The sequence below is a fragment of the Lysinibacillus xylanilyticus genome (genome assembly GCF_001183605.1).
GTDB lineage: Bacteria > Bacillota > Bacilli > Bacillales_A > Planococcaceae > Lysinibacillus > Lysinibacillus xylanilyticus.
The window spans coordinates 155,685-178,710 of the sequence record NZ_LFXJ01000010.1; the positions used below are offsets into that span (position 1 = coordinate 155,685).

Below are 23,026 nucleotides of genomic sequence, written 5' to 3' on the forward strand. Positions count from 1 at the left end.
GTATGACAGAAAGAGATAAAAGACCCCAAGTACAGTCAACGGTAAAAGATGAAAATCTCATCGCCATTCGTCGAGAACAAATGATAGAGGGAGCCATTAAATTATTTAAAGAAAAAGGTTTTCATCGTGCTACCACGAGAGAAATCGCAAAAGCTGCAGGCTTTAGTATCGGAACATTATATGAATATATTCGTACCAAGGAAGACGTCCTTTACCTTGTATGTGATAGCATTTATCACCATGCGATGGAGCGACTTTCAAGTTATGAGATAAAGGCAGGAACTATAGAAGAGTTAAAGGAAATGATTCGAGAGTATTTCTTGCAAATTGATAGTATGGTTGATGAGATGACAATCATGTATCAGGAAACTAAATCATTGTCCAAAGAAGCACAGCGTTATGTATTTAGTAAAGAGTTTGAAATGGTTGGTACTTTTGAGCGATTACTACAACGCTGTGTGCAATCGGGTGAAATAACGATGACGGATAAACAAATTCACTTGGCAGCAAATAACTTAGTCGTTTCTGGACAAAGCTGGGCATTCCGTAAATGGGCGCTCCATCGTCAGCACTCTATTGACGAATTTATTGAAATGCAAATAACATTGTTTATTTCAGGCATAAAGGGGTTCTAATAAGTTCCGTAAAGGGGTTGTCGGTAATTGCATAGAGCGACATTGCAATTACCGACTTTTTTTATCTTCATTAAGAAGTTAACTCCACCTTTGAAGGTGATGAGATGATTTCGGAAGTGGTTCCTTTCCAGGGGAAGTTGGCGATGACATTTGTTAAAAACGTATGCCATGTAAATTAGTTGATTGAAGTGGAGACTGGGCGACTCCTTGGGGATCAGCGTCACAGATGAGACCCTGCAGCGAAGCGAAGCGGCTCATCGGACGCCCCCAGGAAAGCGCCCAGTCGGAACGAAAATCAACCACACGTTATGATGATGAGTCAATAAAGAACATTAAGGGGAGAAAGTGGGGATTTCATATGACAAAGGTAGAAGTATATCGTCCAAAAAATCACGTACGTTTTGTAACAGCATCGAGTCTTTTTGATGGACATGATGCTTCGGTTAACATTATGCGACGTATTTTACAATCAAGCGGTGTAGAGGTAATCCATTTAGGACATAACCGCTCCGTGGAAGAAGTCGTAAATGCTGCGATTCAAGAGGATGCTCAAGGCATTGCGGTATCTTCTTATCAAGGCGGGCATATGGAATACTTTAAATATATGTATGATTTGCTGCGTGAAAAAGGGGCACCACATATTAAAATTTATGGTGGTGGTGGCGGTGTTATTTTACCGCGTGAAATTAAAGAGTTACATGCTTACGGGATTGCAGGGATTTTCTCGCCAGAGGATGGTCGTGTCTTAGGATTACAAGGGATGATTAATGAGAAAATTAAAGGGACTGATTTCCCAACAGCTACAGGTAGCTATCAAGAAAAGCTTGATGCTCTAACGACAGAAACACCAGAAATATTAGCAAATTTAATAACTGCTGCTGAGTCGAATGATGATGAAGAAACGAAAAAGATGCTAGAAGAAGCTGGCAAACGCTCAAAAGTGACACCTGTATTAGGTATTACAGGAACAGGTGGTGCAGGTAAATCTTCCTTAACAGATGAATTAATTCGTCGTTTCTTAAAGGAGTTTCCTGATAAACGCGTAGCTATTCTTTCTGTCGATCCGACAAAGCAAAAAACAGGTGGCGCTTTACTTGGTGACCGTATTCGTATGAATGCGATTTTCAATAATCGAGTATATATGCGTAGTTTAGCAACACGTGGATCCCGTACAGAGCTTACTGCTTCAATTGGGGACGTGCTAGATGTAGTGCGTGTAGCGGGCTATGATTTAATCATTGTAGAAACAAGTGGTATTGGTCAAGGTGATGCGGAAATTACAAAATATACTGATCTATCCATGTACGTGATGACAAGTGAGTTTGGTGCTCCAACTCAACTTGAAAAAATTGACATGATTGATTTTGCGGATGTTATTGCTATTAATAAATTTGAACGTAAAGGCTCTGAAGATGCGCTACGTCAAGTACAAAAGCAATATCAACGTTCACGAGAACTTTGGGATGAATCAATTGATAATATGCCTGTGTACGGTACGATTGCCAGTCAGTTTAATGATAAAGGAACGAATGCTTTATTTGCTGCATTAGTAAATATCATTAATACGAAGACGGGAAGTACTTGGGAAACAGGCTATGAGCAATTTGCGAAAACTCAAAAACAAGATGTTATCATTCCAAACGATCGTCGTTATTATTTACGAGAGCTAACAGATACTGTGCGTGGCTATCATAAAAAATCAGAGCAGCAGGTGGAATTTGCTCGCCGTCTATTCCAATTAGAAGGAGCTATTGAAGCAGTTAAAGAAAAAGCTCCAAATGATGCACTTATCACATCTCTCACTTCTTTAGCGGAAGGTGTTAGAGATGAATTAACGGCTGAGTCTAAACGTATATTAGATAATTGGCATGCTTTAAAAGAAGCTTATGCTGGAGATGAATTTGTCACGAAAGTTCGTGATAAGGAAATTCGAACAATTTTAAAGACAACAAGTCTTTCTGGTACAAAAATTCCTAAAGTTGCCTTGCCGAAATTCGTAGATTATGGTGAAATTTTACGCTGGGTTTATAAAGAAAATGTACCTGGTGAATTCCCGTATACAGCGGGAGTATTCCAATTTAAACGTGAAGGTGAAGATCCGAAGCGACAATTTGCTGGCGAGGGAACGCCTGAGCGTACGAATAAACGATTCCATTATTTATCGAAGGATGATGATGCAAAACGTTTATCAACAGCATTTGACTCTGTAACGTTGTACGGTGAGGATCCAGACTACCGACCAGATATTTATGGAAAGGTTGGAGAATCGGGTGTATCTATTTGTACGCTAGAGGATATGAAAAAGCTTTATGCAGGCTTTGATCTATGTGCACCATCAACTTCAGTATCGATGACAATTAACGGCCCAGCACCGGTTATTTTGGCGATGTTCATGAATACGGCTATTGATCAGCAAGTGAAACTACGTGAGGAAGAACTTGGCCGACCTTTGACAGTTGAAGAATTTACGGAGACACGAGAGAAAACATTACAGGTTGTACGTGGAACTGTGCAAGCAGATATTTTAAAAGAAGATCAAGGGCAAAATACATGTATCTTCTCAACAGAGTTTGCGTTACGAATGATGGGAGATATTCAGCAATACTTTATTGATCATAAAGTTCGTAATTATTACTCAGTATCTATTTCTGGTTACCATATTGCCGAAGCTGGTGCGAACCCAATATCTCAGTTGGCCTTTACATTAGCAAATGGCTTCACATATGTGGAATATTATTTAAGCCGAGGAATGAATATTGACGACTTTGCGCCAAATCTATCATTCTTCTTCTCTAACGGACTAGATCCAGAGTACACAGTTATTGGACGTGTAGCCCGTCGTATTTGGGCAGTTGTAATGCGTGATAAGTACGGTGCCAATGAACGAGCACAAAAATTAAAATATCATATCCAAACATCTGGACGCAGTTTGCATGCACAGGAGATTGATTTTAATGATATCCGCACAACGTTACAGGCATTAATGGCATTACAGGATAACTGTAATTCATTGCATACAAATGCATACGACGAGGCAATTACAACGCCTACGGAAGAATCTGTACGTCGTGCAATGGCTATTCAAATGATTATTACGAAGGAACATGGCTTAGCGAAAAACGAAAATCCATTACAAGGGGCGTTTATCGTAGAAGAGTTAACAGACCTTGTAGAAGAAGCTGTACTAGAAGAGTTTGATCGTATCAATGATCGTGGTGGTGTGCTAGGTGCAATGGAAACACAATATCAACGTGGTAAGATTCAAGAGGAATCCATGTACTACGAGATGCTAAAGCATTCAGGTGAGCTACCAATCATTGGTGTGAACACATACTTAAATCCGAATCCACCTTCAGAAGATGAAATTAACAATATGGAGATTGCGCGTGCATCAACTGAAGAAAAAGAGACGCAAATTCATAACTTACATGCCTTTTGGAAGCAACATGAAGGGGAGAACGAAGCTGCCCTTGCTCGTTTACAACAAGTAGCTGTAAACAACGGTAATATTTTTGCGGAGCTTATGGAAACCGTAAAAGTCGCTAGCTTAGGACAGATCACAAATGCTTTATATGAGGTTGGCGGACAATATCGTCGTAATATGTAACTTGTAAACATGTAAATTTGCTTGTTGTATAACATTTATTCTATTTTGTGCAAAATGTTTGTGAAGTTTTAAGTGTCTAGTCTTAGGATTAGGCACTTCTTTTTATTTCCGTTATAATAGAAATGTAAAAAAAAGGGGAGGCGCAGTAGAATGATGAAATCGGCTATTAACTACATCATTATCTTAGCTTTGGTGGTAGGAGTTATTTTCCTGTATGATAAGCAAATTGGCGCTGTTCCTTTACTATTATTATCTGTCTTTTTGTTTTACTTAGGGATAAAAAAAATGCGTGATATAAAAAACAGTAATTGAAGCTAGCAAAGAGGATAAAACTTTGTATATAATGGGTATTATGCTTATGATATGGAAAGTTACTTTTGTGCGGCCTTTTTTGCTGCGCTCCGAAAATAAAGCTATTTAAATTTTAAAACGTCCATTGTGATGAGGGAAAGGAAGTGCACGAATGAATTTTCGTGAAATGACAAAAGAACAATTAACGGAAGAGTCGTTAATTAACTTAGCTTATGCAATTTTAAGTGAAAAACGTGCCTCAGTGTCATTTAATGACTTATTAACAATTATTCAAGAGTTTGTGGGCTATAGTGATGAAGAAATGAAAGCCCGCCTACTACAATTTTACACAGATATAAATGTAGATGGCCGCTTCTTATTTAATCAGGAAACTGGCTGGGGCTTACGTGAATGGTATAAAGTTGAACAGATTGAGGAAGAAACAGCTCCATCTGTTAAAACTCATAAGAAAAAATCTAAAGCTGCCGCTGAAGATGAAGATGATTTAGATGAAGATCTAGAAGAAGAAGATATTGACTTCGATGAAGATTATGAAGAATTCGTTGAAGACGAAGAAGATATAGAAGAAGAAGAAGAAGAAGATAAAGAAGACATCGATTTTGATGAAGAAGATATCGAGGACATCGAAGAAGAAATCGACGAGGACTTTATTGATGAGGATGAAGAGGAATTTGAAGAAGAGGATGAAGCCTAAGATAATTACTCTTTGAAATTTTCTTACTTTTATCCTTGTAGTAAAAAATCTTGACTTCTATCACGGTTCCGTTTAATCTTTTACTTGGGCTCCTTAATTAAAGGAGAAAGACCGTGTATGTAATACGCTCCCCCTGCAAACCTATGCAGGAGGAGCGTTTTTTTATTTTTTAACTATATTCAGTCAAGTTCTCCCATGTTTATAGCTACGGAATGAATATAAATGCTCTAAATTATTCATGATGTATAATAATCGGTGACTGAGTATACGTTAGGATGGATTTTTTTTAGGAAAGTAGAAAAGAGATAGAAACGATTACAGCTTCGAATCGACTACAATTTTGTAGGCATTCTCGGCTTTTCTTATTTTTAGGATAAGAAATATCAATTTTCTTAGGCCGTAGAGACATTTGCACCAATGCTCAAGATTACTTAGCTTAGGACGTGAATGCACTTTTCTTACTAGTAATTTCTAGAACAACATAAGGAGGAATTTTTTCATGACGAAGTATATTTTTGTAACAGGTGGGGTTGTTTCATCACTTGGAAAAGGGATTGTAGCAGCATCTCTAGGTCGTTTATTGAAAAATCGTGGATTAGAAGTAACGATTCAAAAGTTTGACCCATATATCAATATTGACCCAGGTACAATGAGTCCTTATCAACATGGTGAGGTTTTCGTAACAGATGATGGCGCAGAAGCTGACTTAGACTTAGGTCACTACGAACGTTTCATTGATATTAACCTAGGAAAACATTCTACAGTAACTTCAGGGCGTGTTTATCAGTCTGTATTACAAAAAGAACGCCGCGGTGATTATAACGGTGGAACAGTACAAGTAATTCCTCACATTACAAATGAAATCAAAGATCGTATTCAACGAGCTGGTCGCGAAACAAATGCTGACGTAGTAATTACAGAAGTAGGCGGAACAGTTGGGGATATTGAGTCATTGCCATTCCTTGAAGCAATTCGTCAAATGAAAACGAATTTAGGTCATAACAATGTGATGTATGTTCACTGTACGCTTATTCCTTATATTAAAGCTGCGGGTGAGCTAAAAACAAAACCAACTCAGCATTCCGTAAAAGAATTACGTTCTTTAGGTATTCAACCAAATATTATCGTTGTACGCACAGAGCAAGAAGTGCCTCAAGATATGAAAGAAAAATTAGCTTTATTCTGTGATGTTCAGCCACACGAAATTATTGAATCTCGCGATGCAGAACATTTATATGAAGTACCTCTAAACCTTCATGCACAAGATATTGATGATATCGTACTTGACCATTTTGGCATTGAAGCACCAGAGGCTGATATGGAAGAATGGCGCGAGCTTGTAGCAAAAGTGAAGAGCTTACCAAATAAACGAAAAGTAGCATTAGTAGGTAAATATGTAGAACTACAAGATGCTTACATTTCTGTTGTAGAGGCATTAAAGCATGCAGGCTATGCATTTAATTCTGATATTGAGATTGACTGGATCAATGCAGAACATGTGGATGCTGAAAATGTTGTTTCATTATTAAAAGGTGCTGACGCAATTTTAGTTCCAGGTGGCTTCGGTGATCGTGGAGTTGAAGGGAAAATTTTAGCGACACAATACGCTCGTGAAAATAATGTTCCATTCTTAGGTATTTGTCTAGGTATGCAACTTGCAACAGTGGAGTTTGCTCGTAACGTACTTGGTTTAAAAGGAGCGCATTCTACAGAACTTGATCCAAAAACGGAATATCCTATTATTGATTTCCTACCAGATCAAAACGACAGTGTAGACATCGGTGGTACATTACGTTTAGGTCTATATCCATGTAAGTTAAAAGAAGGCTCAAAAGCAAGCCAAGCTTATGGTCAAGAGCTTGTTTATGAGCGCCACCGCCATCGTTATGAATTTAACAATGAATATCGTGAAGCGATGGAAGCTGAAGGTCTTGTCTTCTCAGGTACAAGTCCTGACGGTAAATTAGTGGAAATTATCGAGTTAACAGAAAATAATTTCTTTGTAGCATGTCAATTCCATCCTGAGTTAGTATCACGTCCAAACCGTCCACAGCCATTGTTCCGTGATTTCATTGGAGCAACATTCAAATAATGAAAAAAGAGTTGTCTCAAGTGTGAGACAACTCTTTTTTATCTTCATTCAGCAAATGTAATGACTATTGAATGGAGACAGCGGTTTTTTTTCTTCTGCGCGACAGCTACAATGTTTATCTGCGCGAAAGCAAAGCGACAGCGGCAATTACACCAATGTGAAGTTGATAGAATCTACAACTCTTCGTCATCAAGGCCAAGCATTTCATCATACGCAATTTTTACTGCTTCATAAACAAAAAGGGCAGCAATAGCATGTGGCACGACTATGCGCTTGCCTAAATCGTTCGGTAATAAGCCACCTCGTATGCGTGTTGAAATATACGTATACGCTAAATCTGCTAGTGGGTTTTCGGAATTAGCAACTTCGCTAGCAACTGCTGCAAATGGAATAAACTGATTATTTAATTGCTGTGCTAAGGCTAATGCATCCTCATCGTGTGCACTACGTGTGAAAATGCATACACGATCAGCTTCTGTGATAACTGTATCTTTTGTCCAAGGGACTACCTTAGTGAAACGTTCCACAGCTTGACATGCATTTAATTCGACAACTTGCATTTCACCAAAGCATGCTAAATAGACATTGCCCTCACCAATACCTGCTTGAGCAAGTAATCGTGCTGTTTCTTCAATAGCTTCCTCTTCATTTTGTGTTATTCTTTGTAATAATCCACTCAATTGTGTTGTTAGAATTTTTGACATGATCCCACCTCAATCAATATTATAGGTTTGTAAAGAGCATAAAGCAAAAGCAGATAATTTATAATACTAGAAGGTATTAAAGGGTTAAAGGAGAATAATACATAATATAGGAAGTTTTACGCAAGGATAAAAACTCAGAAAGGGCGGAATGAGATGTGAAACGATTACTAATTGTCGATGATCAACCAGGAATTCGTTTACTTTTAAATGAAGTGTTGAAAAAGGAAGGGTATGTTACATATTTAGCAGCAAATGGTATGGAAGCACTGAAATATGCTGAGGAGGAAATGGATTGTGTCTTATTAGACATGAAAATTCCAGGGATGGATGGCATAGAAATTTTAAGGCGCTTAAAAGAGAAGTGGCCACAACTCCCAGTATTCATGATGACTGCATATGGTGAATTGGAAGTTGTGCAGGAGGCATTAGATTTAGGAGCAATTCGATACTTTACTAAGCCTTTCGATATTTTTGAAGTGCGTGATGAAGTTAATAAAGCATTAAATGTTTAGATGAACAGGCAGTGGTCAACACCGCCTGTTTTTCATGGTTGATATAAGATTTGTAGTATTTTTCTACCGTTTCATATTCACATACCGCCAAAATATATGGCTCATCATCATGACGTGAAGTTGATTTCCGTTCCGACTGGGCGCGTCCGATGAGCCGGTGAAAACTACACTACGGCACTGCCGCTCTGTGCCACTCCGCTTACGTGCGGAAAAGAAGACGCTGCCACTGCGTTGCACTTCGCTTTCGCGTAACCCTCGTTTCGTTTCACTGCACTACGGTTTGACGCTGTCGCTGCGTTACACTCCGCTTTCGCGTCGAAAATAACAGCCCCCGCTTTTCAGGGGCTGAACCTTCGTTTCGTCTCACTGCACTGCGGTTTGACGCTGTCGCTGCGTTACCCTCCGCTTTCGCGTAGAAAATAACAGCCCCCGCTTTTCAGGGGCTGAACCTTCGTTTCGTTTCACTGCACTGCGGTTTGACGCTGTCGCTGCGTTACACTCTGCTTTCGCGTAGCAAATAACAGCCCCCGCTTTTCAGGGGCTGAACCGTCGTTTCGTTTCACTGCACTGCGGTTTGACGCTGTCGCTGCGTTACCCTCCGCTTTCGCGTAGAAAATAACAGCCCCCGCTTTTCAGGGGCTGTTATTTTTGCTATGATTGAATAGCATATCTATGTAGAAAGATTAGTCCTAAGAGGAGGATTTTTAGTATGGCATTAGTATCTATGAAAGAGATGTTAATTAAAGCAAAAGCAGAAGGTTATGCGGTTGGTCAGTTCAACATCAACAACCTTGAGTGGACTCAAGCAATTTTACAAGCGGCTGAAGAAGAAAAATCTCCAGTTATTCTAGGCGTATCTGAAGGCGCAGGTAAATATATGGGCGGATTCATCTCCGTTGTACACATAGTAAAAGGTTTGATGGAATCTTATGGCACTACAGTACCTGTGGCTATTCATCTTGACCATGGTTCAAGCTTTGAAAAATGTAAAGAAGCAATTGATGCAGGATTTACTTCCGTTATGATTGATGCATCTCATCATCCATTCGAGGAAAATGTTGCGACTACTTCAAAAGTAGTTGAGTACGCTCATTCGAAAGGTGTTTCTGTTGAAGCTGAGCTTGGTACAGTTGGTGGTGACGAGGATGGCGTAATCGGTGGTATTATGTACGCTGATCCAGAAGAATGCCGTAAAATGGTTGAACTAACAGATATCGATTGCTTAGCACCAGCACTTGGCTCTGTACATGGTCCTTACAAAGGAGAACCAAATTTAGGTTTTAAAGAAATGGAAGAAATCTCTAAATTAGCAGATCTACCATTAGTATTACATGGTGGTACAGGGATTCCAACAAAAGATATCCAACGCTCAATTTCATTAGGTACAGCAAAAATTAACGTTAATACTGAAAATCAAATTGCTGCTACAAAAGTAATCCGTGAAGTTCTTGATAATGATAAAGTTGTTTATGACCCTCGTAAATTCCTTGCTCCAGCACGTGAAGCGATTAAAACAACAGTTATCGGGAAAATCCGTGAATTTGGTAGTGCGCAAAAAGCATAATTTTTGTATCTAAATGCTACAAAAACACAGATGAATACACATAATAAGAGAAGTGTTGATGCTTTTGTCGACCTTCTCTTGTTTTTGAAATAAAAAATTTTTGGCAAAAATTCAAATATAAGGCTTAACACCAAAAGTTGGGGATGGCATTTGCGTTAAAACGTATGTAATGTATAGTAGTTGATTTCCACTCCGACTGAACGACCCTAGGAAGGCGCTTATTCGGAACGGAAATTAACCCAACGTTATGGTAATGAGTCAAAACATTAATCAGGAGGTAATATTATGAAATTTTTCATTGATACAGCAAACTTTGAAGAGATTAAAGAAGCACACGCATGGGGTATTTTATCAGGTGTTACTACAAACCCATCGTTAGTTGCTAAAGAAGAGAACGTTTCTTTCCATGATCGACTTCGTGAAATTACAGAGCTTGTAGATGGCTCAGTGAGTGGGGAAGTAATTGCTCTAGATGCAGAAGGTATGATTAAAGAAGGCTTAGAATTGGCTGCAATTGCTCCGAATATTACAGTTAAATTGCCAATGACTCCAGCTGGCTTAGAGGCATGTCGCTTCTTTGCAGACAAAGGTATTAAAACGAACGTAACATTAATCTTCAGTGCAAACCAAGCATTGATGGCTGCTCGTGCGGGTGCTACATATGTATCACCATTTATCGGTCGTCTAGATGATATGGGTCAAAACGGTGTAGAACTAATTGAAACGATTGCAGATATTTTCACAATTCATAATATCGATACGCAAATTATTGCTGCATCTATTCGTCATCCACAGCATGTAACAGCAGCGGCACTTGCTGGTGCACATATTGCAACTACTCCTTTTAAAGTATTAAAGCAACTTTTCCATCACCCATTAACGGAAAAAGGAATTGAAGGATTTTTAACGGATTGGAATAAGAGAAAAGGCAAATAATAAGATTATATAGTGAGCCAATTCAGAAAAAATTACTTTCCAATCATGAGGGAGAACGCGAAATGGATGTTTATAAAATTGCAGGCGAAAATCGTCTAAAGGGTACAATAAAAGTTAGTGGTGCAAAAAATAGTGCAGTCGCCTTAATTCCAGCATCAATTTTGGCGAACTCTCCAGTGACAATTGGAGGGATACCAGAAATTTCTGATGCATGGACGTTAAAGGCATTATTAGAGGAAATCGGTGGAGAAGTTTCATTTGAGGATGGAATAATGACCATTAATCCGACAGATATGATTGCTTTGCCATTACCAAACGGCAACGTGAAAAAGCTTCGTGCTTCCTATTACTTAATGGGAGCGATGCTTGGTCGCTTTAAAAAAGCTGTTATTGGTTTACCAGGAGGCTGTTTCTTAGGGCCGCGTCCTATTGACCAGCATATAAAAGGCTTTGAGGCATTAGGTGCGAAAATCACTAATGAGCATGGAGCAATTTATTTACGTGCTGATGAATTAATTGGTGCAAAAATATACTTAGACGTTGCCAGTGTCGGCGCAACAATTAATATTATGTTAGCCGCTGTCCTTGCGAAGGGACGTACGGTTATTGAAAATGCAGCAAAAGAACCGGAAATTATTGATGTAGCCACTCTTCTCACTAACATGGGAGCTAATATTAAAGGTGCAGGTACAAGTGTTATCCGTATTGAAGGCGTAGAGGAACTTCATGGTACGGAGCATACGATTATTCCAGATCGTATTGAAGCTGCTACATTTATGATTATGGCTGCCGCTTTAGGTGAAGGCATTACAATTGATAATGTTATTCCATTGCATTTAGAGGCGATTATTGCAAAGCTTCGTGAAATGGGTGTAAAAATTGAAATCGGTGAAGAAAGTATTTTTGTGCCAAAAACGGATCTCTCCACATTGCAAGCCGTTGATGTGAAAACATTAGTGTATCCTGGATTCCCAACTGATATTCAGCAACCACTTTCTGTTTTAATGTCTCAAGCATTTGGTTCCTCAAAGATAACAGATACAATCTATACGGCTCGATTTAAGCATATTGATGAACTTCGTCGTATGAATTCCAATGCACGCGTTGAAGGAAATACAGCTATTATTACAGGTCCTAGTAGATTGCATGGATCAACTGTAACAGCTACAGATCTTCGTGCTGGTGCCGCATTAGTATTAGCAGGCCTTTTAGCTGAAGGTGAAACGGAAATTCATGATATCTATCATATTGAGCGTGGTTATAGCTCACTTATTGAGAAATTACGTGATTTAGGCGCTGATATTCGACGTGAAACAATAATGGCTCGCGTAGCAGAGGCAAAGGAATAATGAGAGCTAAAAGTTTTGAACTAACTATGTTACAATAGAGGTAATTTGAATGTTTCGGCGAAGAAATATGCCGATAACGGGAGGCAAATAAAACAATGGAACGTAGTTTATCGATGGAAGTAGTACGAGTAACAGAGGCAGCAGCAATCGCATCCGGGAAATGGATGGGTCGCGGTTTGAAAATTGAGGCAGATGATGCAGCGACGACAGCGATGCGCGTAATGTTCGATACAATTCCAATGCATGCTACAGTAGTGATTGGTGAAGGCGAAATGGACGAAGCACCAATGCTTTATATTGGTGAAGAGCTTGGCCTACGTAATGGTGGTCCTCAAGTAGATATCGCAGTTGACCCATTAGAAGGTACAAATATTGTAGCAAAGGGTACAAATGGTGCAATGACAGTTCTTGCTATTGCAGATAAAGGTAATCTGTTAAACGCACCTGATATGTACATGGAGAAAATTGCAGTAGGACCTGAAGCAGCAGGTAAGGTAGATATTAACGCTTCTGTTACTTATAATTTATTACAGGTAGCGAAAGCTAAAAATAAAGATATTTCAGACGTAGTAGCTACACTTTTAGATCGACCACGTCACCAAGCAATTGTTGATGAAATCCGAGAAGCTGGGGCACGTATTAAATTTATTCAAGACGGCGACGTTGGAGCAGCTATCAATACTGCTTTTGATGAAACTGGCATTGATATTATGTTTGGTACAGGTGGTGCACCAGAGGGTGTAATTTCAGCTGTTGCATTAAAATGTCTAGGTGGAGACTTCCAAGCGAAGCTAGTACCGGAAGATGAGGAACAGTTAGAACGTTGCCAAAAAATGGGTGTAGACGTAGATAAAGTTCTTTATTTAGATGACCTAGTTAAAGGTGACGATGCTATTTTTGCAGCGACTGCTGTAACAGATTGTGAGCTTTTAAAAGGCGTTCAGTATAAAGGAGCTTATGCATTAACACATTCAGTTGTTATGCGAGCTAAATCTGGAACTGTGCGTTTTGTAGAAGGTCGTCACGCTCTTGATAAAAAACCTAGCTATTAATAAAAATTTCTTCTAAAATATACCTAGTGCATCTTTTTGCGCTAGGTACCTTCTTCTAAATTTTCAACCATCCCATAGTTTTATAAGGCTATGCTATGCTTCAATGTTCGCATAGCTAATTCAAGTACCTATCGCTTTGATTCATACTGCTTCATTTCTGACCTACGCATGAAAACGCTGACAGGTACGAAAAGATTACAGAGCCTATCGTAAAAAACTTCTTTAATATCCCCAAAAACAGCAATTATATTTTGAAAAAGACTGGAGTTGTGCATATGTCTGCATTGACAATCGCTCAATTAGAAAACATGACGTTAAAAGAGCTTTACGCCCTTGCACGCCAATACAAAATTTCATATTATAGCAAGTTAACGAAAAAAGAATTAATATTTGCTATTTTGAAAACACGTTCGGAGCAAGAGGGCTATTTCTTTATGGAAGGCGTACTAGAAATTGTTTCGCAAGAGGGCTTTGGCTTCCTTCGACCAATTAACTATTCTCCAAGTAAAGAAGATATTTATATTTCTGCTTCTCAAATTCGTCGCTTTGACTTACGAAATGGGGACAAGGTATCTGGTAAAGTACGTCCACCTAAAGAAAACGAACGCTATTATGGACTACTACAGGTGGATGCTGTTAATGGCGAAGACCCAGAAGTAGCGAAGGAACGTGTGCATTTTCCTGCATTAACGCCTTTATATCCTGACAGACAAATTAAGCTTGAAACAACTCAACGTAATTTATCGACTCGTATTATGGATTTAGTGGCACCTGTGGGCTTTGGGCAACGTGGATTGATTGTTGCACCACCAAAGGCAGGGAAGACTTCATTATTAAAAGAAATCGCGAATTCTATTACTACAAATTATCCTGATGCAGAGTTAATTGTCTTACTTATTGACGAACGCCCTGAGGAAGTAACTGATATTGAACGTTCTGTGAATGCAGATGTAGTGAGCTCGACTTTCGACGAGGTTCCAGAAAATCATGTGAAAGTTGCAGAGATTGTGTTAGAACGTGCACGCCGTTTAGTTGAGCATAAGCGTGATGTTATTATTTTAATGGACTCTATTACACGTTTAGCACGAGCTTACAACTTAGTTATTCCTCCGAGCGGTCGTACGCTTTCTGGTGGTATTGATCCTGCTGCATTCCATAGACCAAAACGATTCTTCGGATCTGCACGTAATATTGAAGAAGGCGGTAGCTTAACAATTTTAGCGACAGCTTTAGTGGATACAGGATCTCGTATGGATGAGGTCATTTATGAAGAATTTAAAGGAACAGGTAATTTAGAACTTCATCTTGATCGCCAATTAGCGGAGCGTCGTATTTTCCCTGCGCTTGATATCCGCCGTTCAGGTACACGTAAGGAAGAGCTACTGCTTGAGCCTGAGCAACTTGAAAAGCTATGGGCAATTCGTAAAACATTCTCGGACGCACCTGATTTTGCGGAGCGCTTCATGAAAAAATTACGTACGACAAAATCAAATGAAGAATTCTTTGAAAAGTTAAATGAAGATATGAAAAAAGCTACTAAAGGTAAGGGCTTACTATAAATATGAATCACCGTCGACTATAACAAGTTGATGGTGATTTTTAAATACTGGTATAACATCACCAAAAGTTACTTATATAAGTTGATAGGGGTGGAGGATGAGCGACTATTGGGGATTAGCTACTCATCCGACGCCATCATGAAAGCACCAGGTTGGAACGGAAACCCACCCCACTTTATAGTGATATGTCTTAAAATTAAATAAAAAATACTAATCGAACATTGAAAACTATTGTCAAATGTATATTATATATGGTATTATTGAAAAGTATGCAACGTGTACATATGTAGCCGACATATTCGGGCTATGTAAGGTACAGTTCGATAATACTCTGTTCCAGATGGTTCAGGGCGAGAGGAGAAAACGAATATGAAACAAGGAATTCATCCAGATTACAAAGAAGCAACAGTAACTTGCTCTTGTGGTAACTCTTTCAAAACTGGTTCAGTAAAAGAAAACATCGTTGTCGAGTTCTGCAACGATTGTCACCCATTCTATACTGGCCGTCAAAAATTCGCGTCTGCTGATGGTCGCGTGGATCGTTTCAACAAAAAATACGGTCTTAAAAACTAATGTTAGTTTAATACCTGCCAAGCATGTGCTTGGCAGGTATTTTTTTCAGTAAAATCAATTATGTAACGGCATAATTGCGTCACTATAAAGGTGGGAGACTTCTGTAGCTGAAAGAAGTTAAATACGTTGATGCGAGTCTTTTCAGTATCCAGATCGACATGAAGAAAGGGAGAAGACAAATTGGCACAGCTATATTTTAAACACGGTGCAATGAATAGTGGTAAATCCATAGAAATTCTAAAAGTTGCGCATAACTATGAAGAACAACAAAAACCTGTAATGATGTTTACACCAGGCATAGATACGCGAGATGAAGTAGGCTTTATCTCAAGTCGAGTAGGCTTACGTCAACAAGCCATTCCTGTTAATGATGATACAAATATTTTTGAGCTAGTAAAAAACAATGCTGTAAAACCATATTGTGTACTTGTTGATGAAGTACAATTTCTAAAAAAAGAGCATGTTTTGCAGTTAGCATATATCGTAGATGAGTTAGATATTCCGGTCATGGGCTTCGGTCTAAAAAACGATTTCCAAAATGAGTTATTTGAAGGCAGTCAGTACATGCTTACATATGCAGATAAAATTGAGGAAATGAAAACGATTTGCTGGTTCTGTCATAAAAAAGCGACAATGAATTTACGTGTTGATGAAAGTGGAAAGCCTGTTTATACAGGTGATCAAATTCAAATTGGAGGAAATGATTCCTACTATCCGGTTTGTCGAAAATGTCACGCTCATCCGCCGCTATAATGCACAAAGATTCAGTTGATAGAGCTAAGAAAAAGTAGCATACATGCGGAAATTTCCTTATACTAAGTAGTGGAAATATAGAAAGTTCATAAATAATCCTTACGCGCTTTAGCGTAATTCTGATGAGCGTTTCTCTTTTCATTAATGATTGTTACAAAAGAGCAAACGTCATAAAAAACTAAATAGAGGTGAAATCCAATGTTCGATCGATTACAAGCAGTGGAGGATCGTTACGAAAGGTTAACAGAACTTTTAAGTGATCCCGATATTGTGAATGACAATAAAAAATTACGTGAATATTCCAAGGAACAATCAGATATCCAGGAAACTGTAGAGGCTTATCGTGAATATAAAAGTGTAAAAGAACAATTAGTTGATACACGTGAGATGCTAGATAGTGAAAAAGATCCTGATATGCACGAGATGGTGAAAGAAGAATTCAATATGCTGAAAGATCAGCAAGAAGAGTTAGAAGAACGTTTACGTATTCTATTAATTCCAAAAGATCCTAATGATAATAAAAACGTTATTATGGAGATTCGTGGTGCAGCTGGTGGAGACGAGGCGAATATTTTTGCGGGAGATTTGTTCCGTATGTACTCTCGTTATGCGGAGACACAAGGCTGGAAAATTGACATAATGGAAGCGACGCCAAACCCAATGGGCGGCTATAAAGAAGTTATTTTTATGATTAATGGTCAAGGTGCATATTCTAAATTCAAGTTTGAAAATGGTGCGCACCGTGTACAACGTGTACCTGCAACGGAATCTCAAGGGCGTATTCATACGTCGACATCGACAGTAGCCTGCTTACCTGAAGTGGAAGAAGTAGATGTTGAAATCCATGAAAAAGATATCCGTGTTGATACATTTGCATCTTCTGGTGCAGGTGGTCAATCGGTAAATACAACGATGTCAGCTGTGCGTATGACCCACTTACCAACAGGTGTTGTTGTATCGATGCAGGATGAACGTTCGCAAATTAAAAACCGTGAAAAGGCGATGAAAATTCTACGTGCTCGTGTTGCTGATAAGTATATGCAAGAAGCACAAAAGGAAATCGATGCCACACGTAAATCAGCTGTAGGTTCAGGCGATCGCTCTGAGCGTATTCGCACATACAATTATCCACAAAACCGTGTAACAGACCACCGTATTGGTTTAACGATTCAAAAGCTAGACCAAATCGTCGAAGGTAGACTTGACGAAATCATTGATGCACTCATTTTAGAAGAGCAAGCATCAAAGTTAGAGCGATTAAATGATGACCTATAATAATGTAATGGAGGCCCTTCAATGGGCTTCTTCTTTTTTAGTGGATAATGGTCGTGAGGAAACGGCAGCACGTATTGTCATGCAGCACATGCTTGGTACTAGCTATTCAGAAGTCATGTTACGCCTTCAAGACGTATTAACAGCTGAACAAAAAGAAAAATTTCAAGAACTCATCGAAGAGCATGCGAGTGGACGACCTGTACAGTATTGCCTCGGTAGTGAAGAATTTTATGGCCGTTCATTTATTGTCGATGAGTCAGTACTTATTCCCAGACCTGAGACCGAGGAATTAGTGCTTGGAACAATTAATCGTATGAACAAAATATTTAATGACCAAACAGTGAAGCTTGCAGATATCGGAACTGGTAGTGGTGCAATTGCTATTTCTATGAAGCTAGAATGTCCAGAGCTAACAGTCGTAGCCACTGATTTATCTGAAGCTGCTTTAACTACAGCACAAAACAACGCCCAAAGATTAGCGGCGGATATTGATTTCCGATTAGGCGATTTAACGGCTCCTCTTGTAGGTGAAAAATTCGATATTGTGTTATCTAATCCGCCTTATATTGCTTTTGATGAAGCGAAAGAGATGTCTAGTACTGTGCTAGAGCATGAACCACATAGTGCCCTTTTTGCAGAAGAGGACGGACTTATTTTATATAGAAAATTGGCTGAGCAGTTACCAGCCCTTATGAATAAACCAGCCCTCATTGGTCTTGAAATCGGTTATACACAAGGGGAGCAGGTGGCTCAATTCTTTAAAAATAGTTTTCCACAGGCTACAATTTCGATAGAAAAAGATATAAATGGTAAGCCTCGAATGATTTTTTGTGAAATTCATGTATAAAGTATCTACTTCTTGCCAACAATGTTGAGCAAGGAGGGATTTTTATGTTAAACGAATACAAGATTATTAGATTACCTAAACGAAATATTTTTCTAGCTTTTGCGAGATTAGTATTTATTGCGATTGCTTTACAATTATGTATTTTATATATTCCATCATTAGTAGGTTTTGCGAAAGAGTCTATCAATCAGGAGCAAGAAAATGATTTTCGTATACGCGTTATTGCTAATAGCAATACTACTCAGGATCAGCATGAAAAAGAGGAGCTTGTCAAAAATTTAAAGCCCTATTTTAATCGATTAGTAGCTAGTGCTGGAGCGAAAACTGTGGACAACGAGCAAATACTTTCATTAAAGCGAGAAATTGAAACAGAAATAAAAGAAAATTATCCACAGCTGCATACACAAGTTGTACTTGGGGATAACTTATTTCCGCCAAAGCGAAAGGACGCTGTACTTTATCCACAAAATTTGTATCATTCGATTGTCGTGAAAATCGGTGATGCACGTGGTGATAACTGGTGGTGTAGCGTATTCCCATCAATTTGTGAGCCTACTAAAGCAGAAGCGAAAGAAGAAGTAAAAGAAGAAGTAAAAGAAGAGAAGGAACAAGTTACATTTTTTATATGGGAATGGATTAAAGGTTTTTTTGAATGAATTGTTCACGAATTCAGATAACTTATACACAATTTTTAATAAGTTATAAACATTATGTGGATAATTCAGTAAAACGAATAATTGAAGGAAGGTTTTAATTATGGAAACCGTTTGCAAGATTGTGGACAGTAATGTGAATAGTCAGACAAATTATACACAAGCTGTGGATATCTTAAATGCGGGTGAGGTCGTGGCATTTCCGACAGAAACGGTTTATGGCCTAGGAGCTGTTGCAACGAATGACACTGCAGTCAAAAAGATATTTGAAGCAAAAGGTCGCCCTTCTGACAATCCGCTAATTGTCCACATTGGCACGAAAGACGAAGTTGAACTTTATATAGAGCATATTTCTGAAGTAGCCAAAAAATGCATGGATTTATTTTGGCCGGGTCCACTGACACTTGTAATGCCTGCAAAGCCAAATGTGCTGGCAGAAAGTGTGACAGCTGGTTTATCGACTGTCGGCATTCGTATGCCAGATCATCCAGTTGCGCTCGACTTACTTCAACTATTAAAAAAGCCACTTGCTGCGCCGAGTGCTAATCGTAGTGGTAAGCCAAGTCCTACAGAAGCAATACATGTTCAGGATGATTTGGGAGGGTACATACCTTATATTTTAGATGGAGGCTCTACTGGGATTGGACTCGAATCTACAGTGTTAGATGTTACACACGAACCTCCAGTAATTTTGCGTCCAGGCGGAATTACGAAGGAGATGTTAGAGGCTAAGATTGGTCAAGTACTTCAACCTTCAAAAATAGAGCAGAAATTAGAGGCTACTCCAAAAGCCCCTGGTATGAAATATACACACTATGCTCCTAACGCCCCTGTACTATTAATTGAATGTGATTTGGAGAAAGTCCATGAGGCTGTACATCAATTACAAAAACAAGGGCATAAAGTAGCGTTACTTGCACCAGCTAGCTTTGTTGACAGCAAGGCTGATTTTTATTTCTCAGTAGGAGAGGCCGGTAGTAAAGAAGAAATGGGTGCGACATTGTATCATGCTCTAAGAGCTTGCGATAAAACACCAGCTACAATTATCCTGGCGACTACTACATCGACTGAAGGTGTAGGGGCTGCAATTATGAATCGTCTTGAGAAAGCAGCCGGAGGAAAATGGTATACTCTGTAAATAAAATAGCATGCTAGAAGCTACTTCTGGCATGCTATTTTTGTATTGGAGATAAAGTGAAGCTTTAACTTCTTTCAGCGATTGCTTTATATAACGAAAGCAAAGCATCAGCTACAAGTGTTTTGCTACAGATCAATTACTGCCATTAATGCGATATAAAATCTGCTTAGACTTTTATACCTGAGCAATAGCTGTAGAAAGCCTAGAAAATTTTTACTATAAATGATGGTGATTGTTCATTTTTGGAGTGACTTTTAACACCTAGTTGTAAGTAAAATGTAATATGATAATACTGTATTTTCGAGCATAAAATGATAAAATATTAGAGAGCGAAGGAGTGCTTTCTTGCAGGGAATTCTTGCAGGTATATTAACGTCTGTAGATGTGATTGGTTTATATGTATTAATACCAAATGTTAGATATCGATTTTTTTTATCAGTTTGGACAGCTGCTTTGCATATGCTGTTCCCGTTGTTAGGCTTCGAATTAGGAAACTATTTAGTACGTTTCCTCTTAGAATGGGGACAATGGATTTCAAGTATATTATTATTTTGCATGGGCTTACATTTATTATTATTTTCGCGAAGAAATGAAAGGGTAACAATTTCACCAATACTTTTAGCTGTGACTGCAAGCCTAGATGCCTTTTCAGTAAGTGTTTCTTTTGGTATGCTAAACTTAGAGAAAACGGCATTTATTTTAAGCGCAGGTGTAAGTGCACTTATTTGCTCTTATGGGTCATTAGTCATTGCACATAGAAGTCAGGTCTTACTTGGCAATAAATTTCAAATCATTACAGGGGTTTTTTTTATCATTATGGGTTTCCTAGCTATCCGACAATAGAGAAAAAAGTGGAGGGTGATAAGTATGAAAATACTATTTGTTTGCACTGGGAATACTTGTCGCAGTCCAATGGCAGAGGTTATTTTAAAACATAAACAAATGACCAATGTTGAGGTCCGTTCAGCTGGCATTTATGCCATGCCAAATGCGGAAATGTCTGCACATGCACAACAAGTATTATATGAAGCAAGTATGACGCATCAGCATTTAGCAACACAATTATCAATAGCTGAAATGGAATGGGCTGATTTAATTTTAACAATGACTACAGCTCACAGAGATACAATAATCGCTAATTATCCAAATGCAGACCGAAAAGTCTTTACTTTAAAAGAGTATACAAGTGAAGGTAGCGGAGGAAATGTTGTAGATCCTTATGGTGGTAGTAAAGAAATATATAAAGAAACATTTGCAGAATTAACGGAATTGGTAGAACGATTAGTAAAAAAAATAGAAGAGAATTGAGGGTCGCTATGAATAAACAGTTTGGCTTACGACTTAAACTAGTATTATTTGTTAGTATTCTTGCACTAATCACGTACAGTATTAGTTTTATATTTATTGAATATTTACAACCTACATTTTTCCCGAATATCGATCGTAAACTATTTGAAATTTTTACTTATGTATCAGGGATAGTATGGTCAGGCATTTTGGCTGCAGTTTTCAGTGTAATTTTAATTAAACCTTTACAGCAGCTCGAAAACTCAGCTTCCCGAGTAGCGGAAGGGAAAATTGGACAGGATGTAGAAATGCCGAAAACAAATGATGAAATTCGTTCTGTTGCAGAGGCATTCCAACAAATGGTGTTAAACTTAAGAGGAATGGTGGAAAGCATAGATAGTAACTTCCAACAAACCAATCAAACAATTATCCAACTATCTGATGAAGCAGCTGTTGCAACAAAAAAAGCAGAGAATATTGCTTATACAGTAAAGCATATTTCTTCTGGTGCCGAGACATCTGCAACGGCAGTCCAAGATACAGCGGAAGCAATTGAAGATGTACGAGCTCTCGCAACAGAAGTTAATAGTAGAGCAGAGGCATCGGCAACGCAATCCAAAGAGATTTTACATAATTTAACGACAACAACAACAGCGATCGAAACGTTAGTGAATAGTATTCAGCAAATCGCGGCTGGCAATACTGAGGCATTAGAAAGTATCCGTCTATTAGAAGAAAATGCTGGACAGGTAGAGCGCATCATTAGCTTAGTTGGCGATATCGCAGCACAAACAAATTTACTAGCTTTAAATGCTTCGATTGAAGCAGCGCGTGCTGGCGACCATGGCAAAGGCTTTGCTGTTGTTGCTGAAGAAGTTCGCAGTTTAGCTGATGAAAGTGCGAAAGCCGTACAGGGCATTACTTCCCTTATTCAATCCATGCAACAAAACGTTGAAATTGTTGTAAAACAAATGAATCAACAGGTGGCATTTGCGACAAAAGAAGCTGCACGAGTATCAGAAACTACAACAGCAGTAGAAGGAATGTCTTCAAGTGTACATGAAATGGCGACATCGATTGTAGAAATCTCTACACTAATTGAACAGCAAATGCATAATATTGAAACAACTGCTCGTCAATCTCAAGAAGTTGCAGCCATTGCTCAGGAAACGTCAGCAGGTGCACAGGAAGTTCGTAGTGCAGCAGAAGAACAAGCATACGCAATTGAGCAAGTAGAAAAACTAGCAGAAGGCTTAAAGAAACAATCAGAAGAACTGCATAAAATGATTCAACAATTTGATAGACAAGCATAAATGTGAAGTTTTTAGACTGTAGATAAACTCGGATGAGGTCCGAGTTTGCTACAGTTTTTTATATTTTATATGAAGGTTTGTACATAGTGCCTGTAGAGATGATTGTGGCGGATAGAAGTAGAGCGGAAGTGACGGATAGCGCGCCAAGCGACGGAAAGAAAAGCGGCAACG

21 protein-coding genes are annotated in these 23,026 nt (G+C 38.7%); 20 read left to right on the plus strand and 1 reads right to left on the minus strand.

All coding sequences use genetic code 11. From position 1 onward, the window contains the following. The first annotated feature begins 2 nt into the window (after nt 1-2). The 5 genes from ACZ11_RS18375 to ACZ11_RS18390 all read left to right on the plus strand — a co-directional run bounded on the left by ACZ11_RS18375 (nt 3) and on the right by ACZ11_RS18390 (nt 7,340). Nucleotides 3-635 carry a TetR/AcrR family transcriptional regulator gene (locus ACZ11_RS18375; RefSeq protein ID WP_049667994.1) on the plus strand — a complete coding sequence of 211 codons (633 nt, stop codon included), beginning with the start codon at nt 3-5 and terminating at the stop codon, nt 633-635. A gap of 358 nt (nt 636-993) precedes the next feature. After that, nucleotides 994-4,242 (plus strand): fused isobutyryl-CoA mutase/GTPase IcmF, encoded by a 3,249-nt coding sequence (icmF, locus tag ACZ11_RS18380; protein WP_049667995.1) that lies wholly within the window; start codon nt 994-996, stop codon nt 4,240-4,242. Nucleotides 4,243-4,392: 150 nt separating this feature from the next. Beyond that, a complete protein-coding gene (locus tag ACZ11_RS26710) occupies nt 4,393-4,554 on the plus strand; it encodes a hypothetical protein (RefSeq protein WP_166672071.1) in 162 nt (53 codons plus the stop codon). Between the two features lie 151 nt (nt 4,555-4,705). After that, nucleotides 4,706-5,248, plus strand: coding sequence for a DNA-directed RNA polymerase subunit delta (gene rpoE / locus ACZ11_RS18385; RefSeq protein WP_049667996.1), 543 nt, complete (start codon nt 4,706-4,708; stop codon nt 5,246-5,248). A gap of 499 nt (nt 5,249-5,747) precedes the next feature. Beyond that, a complete protein-coding gene (locus ACZ11_RS18390; RefSeq protein WP_049667997.1) occupies nt 5,748-7,340 on the plus strand; it encodes a CTP synthase in 1,593 nt (530 codons plus the stop codon). A gap of 173 nt (nt 7,341-7,513) precedes the next feature. Here ACZ11_RS18390 and ACZ11_RS18395 read toward each other — a convergent pair whose 3' ends face one another. Beyond that, a complete protein-coding gene (locus ACZ11_RS18395) occupies nt 7,514-8,044 on the minus strand; it encodes a DUF2529 family protein (RefSeq protein ID WP_049667998.1) in 531 nt (176 codons plus the stop codon). A gap of 155 nt (nt 8,045-8,199) precedes the next feature. Here ACZ11_RS18395 and ACZ11_RS18400 point away from each other — a divergent pair, with 155 nt between their 5' ends. From ACZ11_RS18400 to ACZ11_RS18470, 15 genes are all read left to right on the plus strand, one after another. Then, nucleotides 8,200-8,556 carry a response regulator gene (locus ACZ11_RS18400; RefSeq protein WP_049667999.1) on the plus strand — a complete coding sequence of 119 codons (357 nt, stop codon included), beginning with the start codon at nt 8,200-8,202 and terminating at the stop codon, nt 8,554-8,556. A gap of 709 nt (nt 8,557-9,265) precedes the next feature. Continuing rightward, complete coding sequence (locus ACZ11_RS18405; protein ID WP_049668000.1) at nt 9,266-10,120, plus strand: class II fructose-bisphosphate aldolase; 855 nt, start codon at nt 9,266-9,268, stop codon at nt 10,118-10,120. Nucleotides 10,121-10,405: 285 nt separating this feature from the next. Continuing rightward, the gene (gene fsa, locus ACZ11_RS18410) at nt 10,406-11,056 is read left to right on the plus strand and encodes a fructose-6-phosphate aldolase (protein WP_049668001.1); all 651 of its coding nucleotides are present in this window, start codon (nt 10,406-10,408) and stop codon (nt 11,054-11,056) included. A 62-nt stretch (nt 11,057-11,118) separates the two neighbouring features. Continuing rightward, nucleotides 11,119-12,405 carry a UDP-N-acetylglucosamine 1-carboxyvinyltransferase gene (locus tag ACZ11_RS18415; protein ID WP_049668002.1) on the plus strand — a complete coding sequence of 429 codons (1,287 nt, stop codon included), beginning with the start codon at nt 11,119-11,121 and terminating at the stop codon, nt 12,403-12,405. Nucleotides 12,406-12,500: 95 nt separating this feature from the next. After that, nucleotides 12,501-13,457: a class II fructose-bisphosphatase gene (gene glpX / locus ACZ11_RS18420; protein ID WP_049668003.1), complete on the plus strand. Its 957-nt coding sequence runs from the start codon at nt 12,501-12,503 to the stop codon at nt 13,455-13,457. 275 nt (nt 13,458-13,732) lie between these two features. Beyond that, nucleotides 13,733-15,016 carry a transcription termination factor Rho gene (gene rho / locus ACZ11_RS18425; RefSeq protein WP_049668004.1) on the plus strand — a complete coding sequence of 428 codons (1,284 nt, stop codon included), beginning with the start codon at nt 13,733-13,735 and terminating at the stop codon, nt 15,014-15,016. Nucleotides 15,017-15,385: 369 nt separating this feature from the next. After that, nucleotides 15,386-15,589, plus strand: coding sequence for a 50S ribosomal protein L31 (gene rpmE / locus ACZ11_RS18430; RefSeq protein ID WP_049668005.1), 204 nt, complete (start codon nt 15,386-15,388; stop codon nt 15,587-15,589). 180 nt (nt 15,590-15,769) lie between these two features. Further along, a complete protein-coding gene (locus tag ACZ11_RS18435; RefSeq protein ID WP_049668006.1) occupies nt 15,770-16,342 on the plus strand; it encodes a thymidine kinase in 573 nt (190 codons plus the stop codon). 198 nt (nt 16,343-16,540) lie between these two features. Beyond that, a complete protein-coding gene (prfA, locus tag ACZ11_RS18440) occupies nt 16,541-17,617 on the plus strand; it encodes a peptide chain release factor 1 (protein WP_049668007.1) in 1,077 nt (358 codons plus the stop codon). Then, nucleotides 17,604-18,464, plus strand: coding sequence for a peptide chain release factor N(5)-glutamine methyltransferase (prmC, locus tag ACZ11_RS18445; RefSeq protein ID WP_049668008.1), 861 nt, complete (start codon nt 17,604-17,606; stop codon nt 18,462-18,464). Before prfA ends, prmC begins: the two co-directional genes overlap by 14 nt. A gap of 44 nt (nt 18,465-18,508) precedes the next feature. Next, nucleotides 18,509-19,120, plus strand: coding sequence for a stage II sporulation protein R (locus ACZ11_RS18450; protein WP_049668009.1), 612 nt, complete (start codon nt 18,509-18,511; stop codon nt 19,118-19,120). A gap of 100 nt (nt 19,121-19,220) precedes the next feature. Next, nucleotides 19,221-20,255 (plus strand): L-threonylcarbamoyladenylate synthase, encoded by a 1,035-nt coding sequence (locus tag ACZ11_RS18455; protein ID WP_049668010.1) that lies wholly within the window; start codon nt 19,221-19,223, stop codon nt 20,253-20,255. Between the two features lie 345 nt (nt 20,256-20,600). Beyond that, on the plus strand, nt 20,601-21,098 hold the full coding sequence (locus tag ACZ11_RS18460; RefSeq protein ID WP_049668011.1) for a manganese efflux pump MntP: 498 nt from the start codon (nt 20,601-20,603) through the stop codon (nt 21,096-21,098). Between the two features lie 24 nt (nt 21,099-21,122). Beyond that, entirely contained in the window at nt 21,123-21,563 is a 441-nt protein-coding gene (locus tag ACZ11_RS18465) for a low molecular weight protein arginine phosphatase (protein ID WP_049668012.1), read from the plus strand. 8 nt (nt 21,564-21,571) lie between these two features. Then, a complete protein-coding gene (locus ACZ11_RS18470) occupies nt 21,572-22,855 on the plus strand; it encodes a methyl-accepting chemotaxis protein (RefSeq protein ID WP_049668013.1) in 1,284 nt (427 codons plus the stop codon). Nucleotides 22,856-23,026: the final 171 nt, after the last annotated feature.